Origin of the sequence: Streptomyces scabiei 87.22, from assembly GCF_000091305.1 — a bacterium.
GTDB classification, from domain to species: Bacteria; Actinomycetota; Actinomycetes; order Streptomycetales; family Streptomycetaceae; genus Streptomyces; species Streptomyces scabiei.
The window spans coordinates 8,105,322-8,120,120 of sequence record NC_013929.1 but is presented as its reverse complement, the minus strand read 5'-3'; the positions used below and the strand labels follow the sequence as shown (position 1 = coordinate 8,120,120).

At 71.3% G+C, this 14,799-nt stretch carries 10 protein-coding genes; 3 read left to right on the top strand and 7 right to left on the bottom strand.

Translation table 11 applies throughout. The annotated features are described in order from the left end of the window. Positions 1-38: 38 nt before the first annotated feature. The 3 genes from SCAB_RS35125 to SCAB_RS35115 all read right to left on the bottom strand — a co-directional run bounded on the left by SCAB_RS35125 (position 39) and on the right by SCAB_RS35115 (position 3,512). A complete protein-coding gene (locus SCAB_RS35125) occupies positions 39-614 on the bottom strand; it encodes a hypothetical protein (protein ID WP_013004867.1) in 576 nt (191 codons plus the stop codon). Between the two features lie 247 nt (positions 615-861). Further along, positions 862-1,764 carry a tRNA (adenine-N1)-methyltransferase gene (locus SCAB_RS35120; RefSeq protein WP_041670019.1) on the bottom strand — a complete coding sequence of 301 codons (903 nt, stop codon included), beginning with the start codon at positions 1,762-1,764 and terminating at the stop codon, positions 862-864. A gap of 53 nt (positions 1,765-1,817) precedes the next feature. After that, positions 1,818-3,512 (bottom strand): site-2 protease family protein, encoded by a 1,695-nt coding sequence (locus SCAB_RS35115; protein ID WP_013004865.1) that lies wholly within the window; start codon positions 3,510-3,512, stop codon positions 1,818-1,820. Between the two features lie 219 nt (positions 3,513-3,731). On the opposite strand from SCAB_RS35115, the gene SCAB_RS35110 reads away from it, so the two are divergent. Both SCAB_RS35110 and SCAB_RS35105 read left to right on the top strand, forming a co-directional pair. Further along, entirely contained in the window at positions 3,732-4,655 is a 924-nt protein-coding gene (locus SCAB_RS35110; RefSeq protein WP_013004864.1) for a RecB family exonuclease, read from the top strand. A gap of 115 nt (positions 4,656-4,770) precedes the next feature. Next, positions 4,771-5,442 (top strand): response regulator, encoded by a 672-nt coding sequence (locus SCAB_RS35105; RefSeq protein ID WP_013004863.1) that lies wholly within the window; start codon positions 4,771-4,773, stop codon positions 5,440-5,442. A gap of 86 nt (positions 5,443-5,528) precedes the next feature. Here SCAB_RS35105 and SCAB_RS35100 read toward each other — a convergent pair whose 3' ends face one another. The 4 genes from SCAB_RS35100 to metH all read right to left on the bottom strand — a co-directional run bounded on the left by SCAB_RS35100 (position 5,529) and on the right by metH (position 13,629). Then, on the bottom strand, positions 5,529-7,112 hold the full coding sequence (locus tag SCAB_RS35100; RefSeq protein ID WP_013004862.1) for an ABC transporter substrate-binding protein: 1,584 nt from the start codon (positions 7,110-7,112) through the stop codon (positions 5,529-5,531). Positions 7,113-7,202: 90 nt separating this feature from the next. Further along, positions 7,203-8,807, bottom strand: a complete 1,605-nt coding sequence (locus SCAB_RS35095) for an ABC transporter substrate-binding protein (protein ID WP_013004861.1) — start codon at positions 8,805-8,807, stop codon at positions 7,203-7,205. Positions 8,808-9,203: 396 nt separating this feature from the next. Further along, on the bottom strand, positions 9,204-9,917 hold the full coding sequence (locus SCAB_RS35090) for an HAD family hydrolase (RefSeq protein WP_041670017.1): 714 nt from the start codon (positions 9,915-9,917) through the stop codon (positions 9,204-9,206). 184 nt (positions 9,918-10,101) lie between these two features. Further along, complete coding sequence (gene metH, locus SCAB_RS35085; protein ID WP_013004859.1) at positions 10,102-13,629, bottom strand: methionine synthase; 3,528 nt, start codon at positions 13,627-13,629, stop codon at positions 10,102-10,104. Positions 13,630-14,022: 393 nt separating this feature from the next. Between metH and SCAB_RS35080 the strand changes: the two genes are divergently transcribed. Then, complete coding sequence (locus SCAB_RS35080) at positions 14,023-14,787, top strand: IclR family transcriptional regulator (RefSeq protein WP_013004858.1); 765 nt, start codon at positions 14,023-14,025, stop codon at positions 14,785-14,787. Positions 14,788-14,799 lie beyond the last annotated feature (12 nt).

Below are 14,799 nucleotides of genomic sequence, written 5' to 3'. Positions count from 1 at the left end.
CGGGTGATCACTTCTCGTTCGCCCGGAGGCGGGCGGTGTCAGACGTTTTGTGCGCCGGCGGGCGTCGAGCGTACGAACGTCCCGTTGCGCCACTGCCACTTGACGGGGTCGGTGACGTCGGGGCAGCAGTTGGGTACGTCGGCCGACGAGTAGCCGTGCAGGGTGGCGGTGACGGCGGCGTCTCGGACGGCCAGGTCGGACACGGTCTCGCGGTTCTTGGGGTTCACGAGGGTGGCGACGACGCGGGGCCGGGCGGCGTCGGTGGAGCGGGTGAGGACGTAGACGCCGTCGGGCGGGGTTCCCATGCTGGCGTCGCAGTGCACGACGGCCACGGTTTCGGGGCGGCCGTCTCCGTCGAGGTCCCCGGAGGACTTCTTCTTCACGACGATGCCGACGGGTCCGCAGTCGAGGGGGAGGTCGGCCTCGGTGGGCTCGGGTGCCGCCGCCACGGCGGGTGCGGGGTCCGCCTTGGTGACGGGCTGGGCCGCGCGTGCCGCGTCGGGCTGGAGGGCGGACGACAGCGCGACGACTCCGGCGAGGGCGGTGGCCGTGGCGAGCCAGTGGATGGGGCGGGTGCGTGCGTGTGCCAGTTCCGGGACGGCGGATTGCTGCACTAGGAGCGTCTCCTGGGGGTGCTGTGCCGGTGGGGGTGACCCGCATGGTGCCACACGTCACAGCGGGGGTGGAACGGCGGGGTGGGTGGTTTCCGCGGCTTCCCGGTGGCGCTTCAACGGGTGAGCGGCGTGCCGGAGTTCGCGGGCGCCTCCTGGAAGTCCGGCAGGCCGGGAGCGCGTTGTCCGGCGGGCCGCGGTCCGCGGCACCGGGGGGACGGTGTGGGCCGTCCCCCCGGTGGCCGGTGGTTCAGCGGCCGGAGCCGCCGTCGGCGTTGGGGCCGGTGTAGTCCTCGCCGTAGGCGCCCTTGGAGGGGCGGCGGCGGCGCATGGGGGGCTCGACGCCGTCGGCGAGGCGGCGGGCGGTGAGCAGGAAGCCGGTGTGGCCGATCATGCGGTGGTCGGGGCGGACGGCGAGGCCCTCGATGTGCCAGTTGCGGATCATCGACTCCCAGGCGCTCGGCTCGTTGAAGCAGCCGATCTCGCGGATGGACTCGACGGTCCGGGCGAGCTGGGTGGTGGTCGCCACGTAGCAGCAGACGATGCCGCCGGGGACGAGGGCCTTGGAGACGGCTTCGAGGCACTCCCAGGGGGCGAGCATGTCGAGGACGACGCGGTCGACCTCGGTGTCGCTCAGGTTGTCCTGGAGGTCGCCGACGGTGAGCTGCCAGGCGGGGTGGGGGCCGCCAAAGTAGCGTTCCACGTTGGCCTGCGCGATCTCGGCGAAGTCCTCGCGGCGCTCGTAGCTGTGCAGCATGCCCTGGTCGCCGATGGCGCGCAGCAGGAAGCTGCTGAGCGAGCCGGAGCCGACGCCGGCCTCGACGACGCGGGCGCCGGGGAAGATGTCGGCGAAGGCGAGGATCTGCCCCGCGTCCTTGGGGTAGACCACGGCGGCGCCGCGGGGCATGGACAGGACGTAGTCGGGGAGCAGGGGGCGGAGCGCCAGGTAGGCGACGTTCCCCGTGGTGCGGACAACACTGCCCTCGAGAGCGCCGATCAGCTCGTCGTGCGGGAAGGAACCCTTGTGGGTGTGGAAGTTCTTTCCCTCTTCGAGCGTGAACGTGTAGTGGCGTCCCTTGGGGTCGGTGAGCTGGACCTGGTCCCCGACCTTGAAGGGCCCGCGACGGCGGGCGGCACCGGTCGGTTCGGACATGTGACCCACCCTACCGGCGATTGCGGGGGTCGCCGACCACGGTGGGCGGGAGGTCAGCTGGGCCTGGCCATCGCTTTGACGAAGGCGCGTTCCACGTCGGCGGCGGAGAGGACGCCGTAGATCTCACCGGAGTCCTCGATCACCAGGTACTCGGTGGCGGGGGCGGCGCGGAGGGCGTCGAGGAGTTCTTCGCCGGCGAGTTCGGCGGAGACGCGCATGCCGTCGGTGAGGTCCTGGGCGAGGCCGCTGACGGCGACCCAGGGGCGGCGGTGTTCGGGGACGCCGACGATGGCGGCCTCGCGGACGAGGGAGAGGGGTTCGCCGTCGGGGTCGACGACGACGAGGGCGCGGGCGCCGGCCTCGTTGGCGCGTCGCAGTGCCTCGGAGAGGGGGGTGTCGGTCTCGACGGGGACCGCGCGGCGGGTGAGGGCGCGGGCCTGGAGTTCGGGCAGGTGTTCGCGCAGGCGGGCCATGCGGAGGCTGTTGCCGGCGCCGGTCCAGATGATCGCGGCGAGGATGGCGGCGAGCAGGGCGTCGAGGACGGTGTCCATGCCGACGCTGTCCTCGGCGGCGGAGCCGAGCAGGCCGGACTGGGTGAGGAGCGGCAGTCCGATGAGGACGGAGAGGGCGAGGGCGCGGCCGACCCAGGCGGCGGCGACGGTGCCGCTCATGGGGCTGCCGGTGATCTTCCAGACGACGGCGCGGAGCATGCGACCGCCGTCGAGGGGGAGGCCGGGGAGCAGGTTGAACGCGGCCACGATCAGGTTGGAGACCATGAGTCCGGCGAGCAGGACGCCGGGGACGGTGCCGGGCTCGACGGCGAGCAGGGCGAGGTAGAAGACGCCCGCGAGGACGAGGGAGAGCAGCGGTCCGACGAAGGCGAGGACGAATTCGCGGCCGGGGGTCTCGGACTCCTTCTCGATCTCCGAGACGCCGCCGAAGAACTGGAGCTGGATGCGGCGGACCGGCAGTTTGTAGCGCAGGGCGGCGATGGTGTGGGCGAGTTCGTGGACGAGGACGGAGGCGTAGAAGGCGACCGCGAAGAAGAGGGCGACGAGGTAGCGCAGGGCGCCGAGCTCGGGCAGGACGCGGTCGAGCTGGCCGCCGAAGACCCAGGTGATCAGGGCGGCGACGAGGAACCAGCTGGGGGCGACGTAGACGGGCACTCCGAAGGGGCGGCCCATGAGGATGCCGCCGCCGGGGCCCTTGGGGCGGCGCCCGGCGGGCTTGGGGGCGTCCGTGTGGGCGTGGGGGCGCGTGAATGCCGCTGTGCGCTCCTGTTCGTCCTCGGGCGCCTTGTCCAGGTCGACGGGGGGCGGGGGCGGCGACGCGGGGTCCGGGTCTCGGTCCGGATCGGGCTGCGACTGGGGCTGGGGCTGGGGCTGCGAGGAGGGCTCGGGCGCCGGGGCCGCCGAGGGGTCACCGGCGGCGGGGGACGGCTCCGGAGTGCCGTGCCGGCCGGTGGTGTCCTGTGCGTCGGCGGGGTCGGCGGGGTTCTGGCCCGTGGTGGCGTCCTGGTCGGCGGGGGCGTCGCCGGGCCGGGCGGCTGTCGGCGTGCCGGGAGTGCCGGTCCGCTCGGGGGCAGGCGCTCCGGGGGCGTCGGCGGGGGCGGGGGGCTCGTCGGGTGAGTGCGGGGCCGGGGCGGGGGCGCCGCTCGTCGCCGGTGGCTCGGCCGCGTCGCGGTGCGCGCGCTCGCGCGTCTCGTCGCTGTCGGACCGCGGGTGCCCGCTCCCGCCGCTCGTCTCCACGATGTCCCCTCGTTCGAAGCGTCTTCCGCGCCCGGTGGCCGGGCGGAAGGGTCTGCCGTTGATGCTATGCGGTCACCGGGGCGTGTTCCGCCCCGGCACCCCCTCTGTTCTCCCCCGCGTCGCCCCGGGCACACGGGTTGCGCGGCAGGGGCACGTCGGCCGGCGGCGGCGCGGACCCGTGGCTGTCACTGTCAGTGGTGGGCCGTATGGTCTGAGGTCATGGAAACCAGCACCGACGGCACCGTCCCCGCCCCCGTGGGCGGCGAGGACGCCCGTCCTGTCGAGCGGGCCGCCGCCCCGCCCGCCTCGCTGTCGCCGTCGCGCGCCAGTGACTTCATGCAGTGTCCGCTGCTGTACCGGTTCCGGGTGATCGACCGGCTGCCCGAGAAGCCGAGCGAGGCGGCGACGCGCGGGACGCTGGTGCACGCGGTGCTGGAGAGACTCTTCGACGCGCCGGCGGCGGAGCGGACGGCGCCGCGCGCCAGGTCGCTGGTGCCCGGGCAGTGGGACCGGCTGCGGGAGACGCGGCCGGAGGTCGAGGAGCTGTTCGCGGACGACGAGGAGGGCGAGCGGCTGGCGCGCTGGCTGGCCGAGGCCGAGCAGCTGGTGGAGCGCTGGTTCACGCTGGAGGATCCGACGCGTCTGGAGCCCGCCGAGCGGGAGCTGTTCGTGGAGGCGGAGCTGGAGTCGGGGCTGAGGCTGCGCGGGATCATCGACCGGGTGGACGTGGCGCCCACCGGGGAGGTGCGGATCGTCGACTACAAGACGGGGAAGGCGCCGCGGCCGGAGTACGCGGAGGGCGCGCTGTTCCAGATGAAGTTCTACGCCCTGGTGGTGTGGCGGCTGAAGCGGGTGGTGCCGCGCCGGCTGCAGCTGGTGTACCTCGGCAGTGGTGACGTTCTGACGTACGACCCGGTGATCGCTGATCTGGAGCGGGTGGAGCGCAAGCTGCTGGCGCTGTGGGAGGCGATCCGGATGGCCACGGAGAGCGGTGACTGGCGGCCCCGGCCGACGAAGCTGTGCGGCTGGTGCGACCACCGGGCGGTGTGTCCGGAGTTCGGCGGCACTCCCCCGCCGTATCCGCTCCAGGTGAGGCCGCCCGGGTCGGAGGTCGGCGGACAGGGCAGAATGGGGCCGGACTAGGGCCCGCCGCGGAGATCCGTCACAAGGGCCCGGGGCCTGTTCGGTGATCAGGTCCGGGCCGCGGGGGCCCGAAGCCGGTCTGATTCCGCGTCAGGCCCTAGCGAAGGAGACGTTCGTGGCCGTCCGGGTCCTACTGGTCGACGATCAGCCGCTGCTGCGCACCGGCTTCCGGATGATTCTGGAGGCGGAGCAGGACATCGCGGTCGTCGGGGAGGCCGGTGACGGTCTGCAGGCGCTCGACCAGGTACGGGCACTGCAGCCCGATGTGGTGCTGATGGACATCCGGATGCCCCGGATGGACGGGGTGGAGGCGACGCGGCAGATCACGGGCCCCGGGCGGGACGGTCCGGCGAAGGTGCTGGTGCTGACGACGTTCGACCTGGACGAGTACGTGGTGGAGGCGCTGCGGGCGGGGGCCAGCGGGTTTCTGCTCAAGGACGCGCCGGCCAACGAGCTGGTGCAGGCGATCCGGGTGGTGGCGGGCGGGGAGGCGATGCTCGCGCCGAGCATCACGCGCCGGCTGCTGGACAAGTATGCGGAGCATCTGCCGTCGGGCGACGAGCAGGTGCCGGACACGCTGCACACGCTGACCGACCGTGAGGTCGAGGTGCTGAAGCTGGTGGCGCGGGGTCTGTCGAACGCGGAGATCGCCGCGGATCTGTTCGTCAGCGAGACCACGGTCAAGACGCATGTGGGTCATGTGCTGACCAAGCTGGGGCTGCGCGACCGGGTGCAGGCGGCGGTGTACGCGTACGAGAGCGGGCTGGTGCGTCCCGGCGCCCAGTAGCGCGTCGGCCGCTGCGGTGCACGCGCCGAGGGCGCCCTCTTCCGTCGGAGGAGGGCGCCCTCGGTGTGTGGGGCGGTGGTGGGGTGTCAGCCCTTGCTCAGCTCCCAGAAGCGGAAGACGGTGGAGGCGTCCAGGCAGTACTCCAGGCCGTAGACGTCGTCGCCGACGACGGCGTACTGCTTGGCCTGCCAGATGGGGAGGAGGGGGACGTCGGTGGCGACGATGTTCTGCAGTTCGGCGTACTCCTTCTCCGTGGCGGAGCGCTCGGTCTCGGCGGCGGTCTTGGGGAGGAGGTCACCGGTGATGGTGGCGTTGCTGTAGTTGTTGTCCAGCACGTTGCCCTTGCCGAAGAAGGGGCCGGTGAAGTTGTCGGGGTCCGGGTAGTCGGGGACCCAGCCCTTGACGTAGACGCCGTACTTGCCGGCGGCGATGTCCTTCTCGTACCGGGCGAAGGGGACGGACTTGACGTCGGCGTCGAACAGGCCGCTGGCGTTGAGCTGCTTCGCGATGGCCTTCAGCTCCTGGTCGGTGGAGGGGCCGTAGCGCGAGGGGGTGGACCAGAGGGTCAGTTCGACCTTGTCGGTGATGCCGTCGGCGCGGAGCGCGGCCTCGGCCTTGTCCTTGGAGGGGCGGGCGCCGTAGGTGTCGAAGAACGCCGTGTTGTGGCCGGTGATGCCGGCCGGGACGATCGAGTACAGGGGCGTGGCGGTGCCCTGGTAGACCTCGTCGACGAGGGCCTCTCGGTCCAGGAGGTAGGCGATGGCCTGGCGGACGCCGAGCTTGCCGGTGACCGGGTCGTCCATGTTGAAGACGAGGTGCTGGACCTCGGCGCCGGTGCCGTCGACGATGTCGATGCCGCTGGCGGTGGAGGTGTCGGTCTCGATGTCGGAGATGTCGGAGGCGCTGAGGCCGCGGTAGGTGACGTCGAGGTCGCCCTCCAGCAGGGCCTTCTTCAGGGCGTCCTGGTCGCCGTGGAAGAACCTGAGGGTGACGCCGGTGTTCTCGACGTCGGCGGGGCCCTTGTAGTTGTCGTTGACGGTGAAGACGGCCTCGTCCTCGCCGAAGGACTCCAGCTTGTAGGGGCCGGAGCCGACGGCCTCGCCGTCCTTGCGGAGTCCGTCGGCGTCGTAGGAGCTCTCGTCGACGATCGAGCCGGCGCCGGAGGCGATCTTGCTGGGGAAGGTGGCGTCGGCGTACTTGAGGTCGAAGCGGACGGTGTGGTCGTCCGGGGTCTCGACCTTGTCGAGCATGGGGAACATGATCGCGGGGCCGGCGTCGTCGTTGATCTTCATCATGCGGTCGAAGGAGAACTTGACGTCCTTCGCGGTGAGCGCCTCACCGTTGCTGAACTTCAGCCCCTTCTTGAGGGTGCACTCGTAGACACGGGTGCCGCTGTCCGTGAAGTCGCATTCCTCGGCGAGGTCGGGTTCGGGCTCGGTGGCGCCGTTGGGGAAGCTCAGCAACGACTGGAAGACGTTGTTGAACAGGAGCCAGGATCCGGGGTCGTAGCCGGAGGCGGGGTCGGTGGCCAGGACGTCGTCGGACATCCCCATCACGATGTCGGATCCGGAGCCCCCCGGGCCCCCCGAGTCGGAGCCGCAGCCGGTCAGCAGGCCGGCGGCCAGCCCTGTCGCGATGGTCAGGACGGACCACTGGGTGCGTATGTTCACGTATGGATGCCTTGTGTCGTCGGTGCATTGCGGGCGCTCCGGGCTCCCCCGAGGCCGACGGGCCTCTGTCCGGAGAGTGGTGAGGTCCGGTCAGTCGGCCCGGCCGCGGGCGAGCTCCCAGAGCTGGAGCGTCGAGGCGGCGTTGAGGGCGTACTGGGCACCGGTGATGTCGTCCCGGGTGGCGACGTACTGCTTGCCCTGCCACAGCGGGAGGATCGGCACGTCGTCGGCGACGATGTCCTGGATGCCGGTGAGGCTGTCCTCGGCGGCGAGGCGGTCGGCCGCGCGGCGGGACTCGGGGATCAGCTTGGCGCGGATCTCGCTGTTGTCGTACGGCGAGCCGAGGAAGTTGTCCTTGTCGAGGAAGGGGGCGAGGTAGTTGTCGGCGTCGGGGAAGTCCGGGAACCAGCCCATGCCGTAGACCCCGTACTCGCCCTCCTGCTCGGCGGGGCGGAACGTGGACCAGGGGGCGCCCTTGATGGTCACGTCGAACAGGCCGCTGTCGTCGAGCTGCTTCTTCAGCAGCTCGAACTCCTTCTTCGTGGCCGAGCCGTAGTGGTCGGTGGTGTAGTGGAGGGTCAGCTTCACCGGGGCGGTGACGCCGGCGCTCTGCAGGGTGGACTTCGCCTTGGCGACGTCCGGGTCGCCGTACTTGTTGAAGAACGAGTTGGAGTGGCCGGTGATGCCGGCCGGGACCAGCGAGAAGAGGGGTTCGGCCTGGGCGCCGTACACCTTGGCGACGAGTTCGCCGCGGTCGATCACCTCGGCCATGGCGCGGCGGACGGCCGTGCTCTTGACGGGGGCGGCGTCGGTGTTGAAGGCGAGGTAGCGGATCTCCAGGCCGGGGGACTCGATCAGGTCGATGTCGCCGCCGGGGGTGTCGGAGAGCTTGGTGATCTGTTCCGGTGTCATGGAACGGGTCATCAGGTCGATGTCGCCGTCCTTCAGGGCGGTGCCCATGGCGTCGGCGTTCGCGAAGGAGCGCAGTTCGACCTTGTCGTTCTTGGGGTCCAACTGGCCCTTGTAGTGGGGGTTCTTGGTGAACACGGCCCGGACCAGTTCGTTGTGCTCGACCTCGGCGTCCAGGGTGTAGGGGCCGGAGCCGTCGACCGAGAAGCCGTCGCGCAGCCTGCCCTTGTCGTAGTCGGCCGGGTTGACGATGCCGGCGACCGGGGTGGACAGCTTGTACGGGAGCGTGGCGTCGGGGCCGTTGAGGTGGAAGATCACCTCTTTGTCGCCCTTGGTCTCGACGAGGTCGATGGTGGACAGCAGGGCGAAGACACCGCTGTCGGCCTTGAGGGAGCGGGCGCGGTCGATGGAGAACTTGACGTCCTCGGCGGTGACCGGGGAGCCGTCGGCGAACTTCAGGCCGGAGCGCAGTGTGCAGACGTAGCGCTCGTTGCCGCTGTCGGTGAAGGAGCAGCTGGAGGCGGCCTCGGGTTCCGGCTCGCCGTCGCCGCGGGGCTGGACCAGGAGGGTCTGGACGGTCTGGCGGAGGATGTTCCACGTGCCGACGTCGTAGGCGTAGGCCGGGTCGATCGGGGCCGGGGCCTTCTTCGAGGCGGTGAACCGGTCGGTGGTGCCGACGACGATCGCGTCGCCGCTCGCGCCCGCGCCGTCGGTGGCGCCGCAGGCGGCGAGCACCGGGGCGAGCAGTCCGATCACGGCCGGCAGCACCAGGGTCTTGCGGTTCATGCTCGGTTTCTCCAGAGCTGTGGTCCGGGACGGGTGCCTGCGGGGTGGTGCGAGCGCGTCACGGGAAGTACGGCGATGTTCTCGGATCGAGATTAGCCCGCACCGCCGAAGGGGCCCGCGTACACCGGAGTTGAGTTCCCATCACGCTGCGGAACCGGGTGTGGACACAAACGGTGTAGTGCGCACGGAATGTTTGGGTGCAGCCTTCGCCAATCGGGACACAAGGGCGTGCCGAACAGCCCTGAATGACGGGATTGGCCATGTCCCCGGTGCGCGCCGAGCGCCTCGGGGAGTGGTAAACGTCACAGCCGGAAAGGGGTTCCCGGGCCGGGGAATTCAGTCGTGCGGAACACATCGAATTCCCCGGCCCGGGCACTGTTCGTGATCTTGGAATTTCTAGCGCTTTCCGTCGGCCGTCGTCGTCATCAGGCCGTGCAGGAATGGCAGGTCGACCTCTTCCAGGGAGGTCACGACGGTGCGTCGCACGGCGGGGGCGATGGGGGCGACGGACGGGACGGCGACCACGTGGCAGCCGGCGGCCTCGGCGGCGGCGACACCGGTCGCGGTGTCCTCGATGACGGCGCAGCGGGCGGGCTCCGCGCCGAGGCCGGAGGCCGCGAGGAGATAGGGGTCGGGGAACGGCTTGGTCCGCTCGACCTCGTCGCCCGCGACGGTCAGCGCGAAGTGCTGGGGGCCCAGGGAGGCCAGGACGCGGTCGATGATGCGCCGGTGCGAGGCGGAGACCAGGGCCGTGGGGACACCGTGTGCGGCGAGTTCGGCGAGGAGTCTGGAGGCGCCGGGCATCAGGGGCAGCGCGCGTCCGATGCGGGCCTCGAAGCCGTCGTTGAGCAGCCCGCTCAGCTCGGCGAAGGTGATGTCGGCGCCGGTGGCCTCGATCAGGAAGCCCGCGCTGCGGCTCATGGGGCCGCCGACCACGACATGGCGCCAGGAGTCGTCGAGGGTGTGGCCGAGGCCGGCGAAGACCTCCACCTCCACGTCCCACCAGAAGCCCTCGGTGTCCACCAGGGTGCCGTCCATGTCGAGGAGCACGGCCTGCAGCGCGGAGCCTTCGGCCGTACGGGTTCCTGGCGCGGGAATCGTCGTGGTCATCCGGCGCACCTCCTTGGGGGACGAGCAGGCCGGTTCCCGGGTGGGGAACCGGCCTGCGGTGGACCGACCAGTCTACGACGCCGCGCGGAGGAACGCCTCGCGGAGCAGTGGTGCCGGACCCGGCGGGGGGTGCGACCGGCCACGACGTGGCGCGGGGGCCGCCCGGGGCCCGGCCGGGCGGGGACTACCGCGCGTTGAAGTACTTCGCCTCGGGGTGGTGGATGACGATCGCGTCGGTGGACTGCTCGGGGTGGAGCTGGAACTCCTCCGAGAGCCGGACGCCGATCCGCTCGGGCTCCAGCAGCTCGGCGATCTTGGCGCGGTCCTCCAGGTCGGGGCAGGCGCCGTAGCCGAGGGAGAAGCGGGCGCCCCGGTACTTGAGGTCGAACATGTCCTCGATCGCGGCGGGGTCCTCCCCGGCGAAGCCCAGCTCGGAGCGGACGCGGGCGTGCCAGTACTCGGCGAGGGCCTCGGCGAGCTGCACCGACAGTCCGTGGAGTTCGAGGTAGTCGCGGTAGGAGTCGGCCTCGAAGAGCTTGGCGGTCTCCTCGCCGATCCGGGAGCCGACGGTGACGACCTGGAGGCCGACCACGTCGGTCTCGCCGGACTCCTCCGGGCGGAAGAAGTCGGCCAGGCACAGCCGGCGGCCGCGGCGCTGGCGGGGGAAGGAGAACCGGGTCCGCTCGTTGCCGTCGTCGTCCAGGATGATCAGGTCGTCGTCCTTGGAGACGCAGGGGAAGTAGCCGTAGACGACGGCTGCTTCGAGGAGGTTGTCGGTCTGCAGCCGGTCCAGCAGCCCGCGCAGCCGGGGCCGGCCCTCGGTCTCGACGAGCTCCTCGTAGGTGGGTCCGTCTCCGGTGCGGGCCTGCTTCAGTCCCCACTGACCCTTGAAGAGGGCGCCCTCGTCGAGCCAGGTCGCGTACTCCTTGAGCTGGATGCCCTTGATGACGCGGGTGCCCCGGAAGGGGGGCGCGGGGACCGGGTTGTCGGTGGCGACGTCGGAGCGGACGTGGCCCTCCTCCGGGCGTTCCTCGACCGCGGTGACGCCGGCCGCGGCCCGGACCCGGCGCTGCCTCAGCTCGGGCAGGACGGCCCCCGGGACACCGCGCTTGACGCCGATGAGCGCGTCCATCAGGCGCAGGCCCTCGAAGGCGTCGCGGGCGTAGCGGACCTCGCCCTCGTAGATCTCGTGCAGGTCCTGCTCGACGTACGCCCTGGTCAGTGCGGCGCCGCCGAGGATGACCGGGTAGTCGGCGGCGAGGCCCCGCTGGTTCAGCTCCTGCAGGTTCTCCTTCATGATCACCGTGGACTTGACCAGGAGGCCGGACATGCCGATGACGTCGGCCCGGTGTTCCCTGGCCGCGTCGAGGATCGCGGAGACCGGCTGCTTGATGCCGAGGTTGACGACGTTGTAGCCGTTGTTGGACAGGATGATGTCGACGAGGTTCTTGCCGATGTCGTGGACGTCGCCGCGGACGGTGGCCAGCACGATGGTGCCCTTGCCCTCGTCGTCGGACTTCTCCATGTGCGGCTCCAGATGAGCCACCGCCGACTTCATGACCTCGGCGGACTGCAGCACGAACGGCAGCTGCATCTGGCCGGAGCCGAACAGCTCGCCGACGACCTTCATGCCGTCCAGCAGGGTGTCGTTGACGATGTCGAGGGCGGGACGGGTCTGCAGGGCCTCGTCGAGGTCGGCCTCCAGGCCGTTCTTCTCGCCGTCGATGATGCGGCGCTTGAGGCGCTCCTCCAGCGGGAGGGCGGCCAGTTCCTCGGCCTTGCCGGCCTTCAGGGACTTGGCGGTGGCGCCCTCGAACAGAGCCATCAGCTTCGTCAGGGGGTCGTAGCCCTCGGCGCGGCGGTCGTGGATGAGGTCGAGGGCGGTCTGCACCTCCTCCTCGCTGAAGCGGGCGATGGGCAGGATCTTGCTCGCGTGGACGATCGCCGAGTCCAGGCCCGCCTTCGCGCACTCGTCCAGGAAGACGGAGTTGAGGAGGATGCGGGCGGCCGGGTTGAGGCCGAAGGAGATGTTGGACAGGCCCAGCGTGGTCTGCACCTCGGGGTGGCGGCGCTTGAGTTCGCGGATCGCCTCGATGGTGGCGATGCCGTCCTTGCGGGACTCCTCCTGCCCCGTGCAGATAGTGAAGGTGAGGGTGTCGATGAGGATGTCCGACTCGTGGATGCCCCAGTTGCCGGTGAGGTCGTCGATGAGGCGTTCGGCGATCTCGACCTTCTTCTCCGGGGTGCGGGCCTGGCCCTCCTCGTCGATGGTCAGCGCGATCAGCGCGGCGCCGTGCTCCTGGGCGAGGGCGGTGACCTTGGCGAAGCGGGACTCGGGGCCGTCGCCGTCCTCGTAGTTGACGGAGTTGATGACCGCGCGGCCGCCGAGCTTCTCCAGACCCGCCCGGATGACGTCGACCTCGGTGGAGTCGAGGACGATCGGGAGGGTGGAGGCGGTGGCGAAGCGGCCGGCGAGTTCGGCCATGTCGGCGACGCCGTCGCGGCCCACGTAGTCGACGCAGAGGTCGAGCATGTGGGCGCCCTCGCGGATCTGGTCGCGGGCCATCTCCACGCAGTCGTCCCAGCGGGCCTCCAGCATGGCCTCGCGGAACTTCTTGGAGCCGTTGGCGTTCGTCCGCTCGCCGATCGCCATGTACGAGGTGTCCTGGCGGAAGGGGACCGTCTGGTAGAGCGAGGCGGCGCCGGGCTCGGGGCGCGGGTCGCGGACGGTGGGCGTGAGGTCGCGGACGCGTTCGACGACCTGCCGCAGGTGCTCTGGGGTGGTGCCGCAGCAGCCGCCGATCAGGGAGAGGCCGTACTCGCGGACGAAGTTCTCCTGCGCGTCGGCCAGCTCGGGGGCGGTCAGCGGGTAGTGGGCGCCGTCCTTGGTGAGCACCGGCAGGCCGGCGTTGGGCATGCAGGACAGCTGGATGCGGGAGTGGCGGGCCAGATAGCGCAGGTGCTCGCTCATCTCGGCGGGGCCGGTCGCGCAGTTCAGGCCGATCATGTCGATGCCCAGCGGCTCCAGTGCCGTGAGCGCGGCGCCGATCTCCGAGCCGAGCAGCATGGTCCCCGTGGTCTCGACCGTCACCGAGACGATCAGGGGGACGTCGTAGCCGGCCGTCTCCATCGCGCGGCGGGCGGCGATGACGGACGCCTTGGTCTGCAGCAGGTCCTGGGTGGTCTCCACGAGCAGGGCGTCGGCGCCGCCCGCGAGCAGGCCCTCGGCGTTCTGCCGGTAGGCGTCCCGGATGGCGGTGAAGGTGGTGTGGCCGAGGGTGGGCAGCTTGGTGCCGGGGCCGATCGAGCCCAGCACCCAGCGCGGCCGGCCGTCGCGTGCGGTGTACTCGTCCGCCGTCTCGCGGGCGATACGGGCGCCCGCCTCGGACAGCTCGGCGGTACGTTCGGAGATGTCGTACTCGCCCAGGGCGGTGAGGTTCGCACCGAAGGTGTTGGTCTCCACGCAGTCGACGCCCGCGTCGAAGTACGCGGCGTGCACCGAGCGGACGATGTCGGGGCGGGTGGCGTTGAGGACCTCGTTGCAGCCCTCCAGCTGCTGGAAGTCCTCCAGGGTGGGGTCCTGCGCCTGGAGCATCGTGCCCATCGCGCCGTCGGCGACCACCACTCGGGTGGCGAGGGCCTCGCGCAGGGCGTCGGATCGGGCCCGGCCGGCGGCGGCGGACGAGGGGGACGGGTTCGGCAACGAGGCCATGGAGCTGCTCCCTGGAGTGCGACGGCTGTCGGCTTTGCGGCCTCCCGGGGAGGCCGCACGCCGCAAGGGTAGCCCGGAGAGCCCCGGATGGTCAGGGCGGTCCACGGGGCGGACGGGCGTGGCGTACACGGCCGAGTGCGGTTTACTCCGACGACGCGATCAACGCCGGACACCGCTCCGACACCACACGTACACCTCTCGATCACAGGGTCGCCGAAGGCGCACCGGAGGGACACGGGACGGGCACAGGGGTGGCCCCGCGCGGGGACCGTGTCCGAAAAGCTGTTGACGGCCATTAGCGGGAGGTCGGCAACGACCGGTAGTGTTCGGCATTGCCGAACGGTGGAAGTTCAGTCGCGTACGGCGGCCGAAGGGGACGGAGGCAGGACGGCGATGGCACGGAACATCCAGTCGCTCGAACGGGCGGCCGCGATGCTGCGCCTGCTCGCGGGCGGCGAACGGCGGCTCGGCCTGTCGGACATCGCCTCGTCGCTGGGCCTCGCCAAGGGCACCGCCCACGGCATCCTGCGCACGCTCCAGCAGGAGGGGTTCGTCGAGCAGGACGACGCCTCCGGGCGCTATCAGCTGGGTGCGGAGCTGCTGCGGCTGGGGACCACGTACCTGGACGTGCACGAGCTGCGGGCGCGCGCGCTGGTCTGGACGGACGACCTGGCCCGCTCCAGCGGCGAGAGCGTCCATCTCGGGGTACTGCACCAGCAGGGGGTGCTGATCGTGCACCACGTCTTCCGGCCCGACGACAGCCGGCAGGTCCTGGAGATAGGCGCCATGCAGCCCCTGCACTCCACGGCCCTCGGCAAGGTCCTCGCGGCGTACGACCCGGTGGCGCACAGCGAGGTCCTGGAGGCCGAGCGCAAGCCGTTCACGGACCGGACCGTCCACGCCCTGGAGGACTTCGAGGGGGTTCTGGACCTCACCCGCGCGCGGGGGTACGCGGCCGACGTGGAGGAGACCTGGGAGGGCGTGGCCTCCGTCGCCGCCCCCATCCACGACCGCCGACGCATGCCCGTCGGCGCGGTCGGCATCACCGGCGCCGTGGAGCGGCTGTGCCGCGCGGGCGAGCCGCGCCCCGAGCTGGTCGCGGCCGTGCGGGACTGCGCCCGCGCGGTGTCGCGGGACCTGGGCGCCGCCCGGTTCTGACCGCTGCCCGTC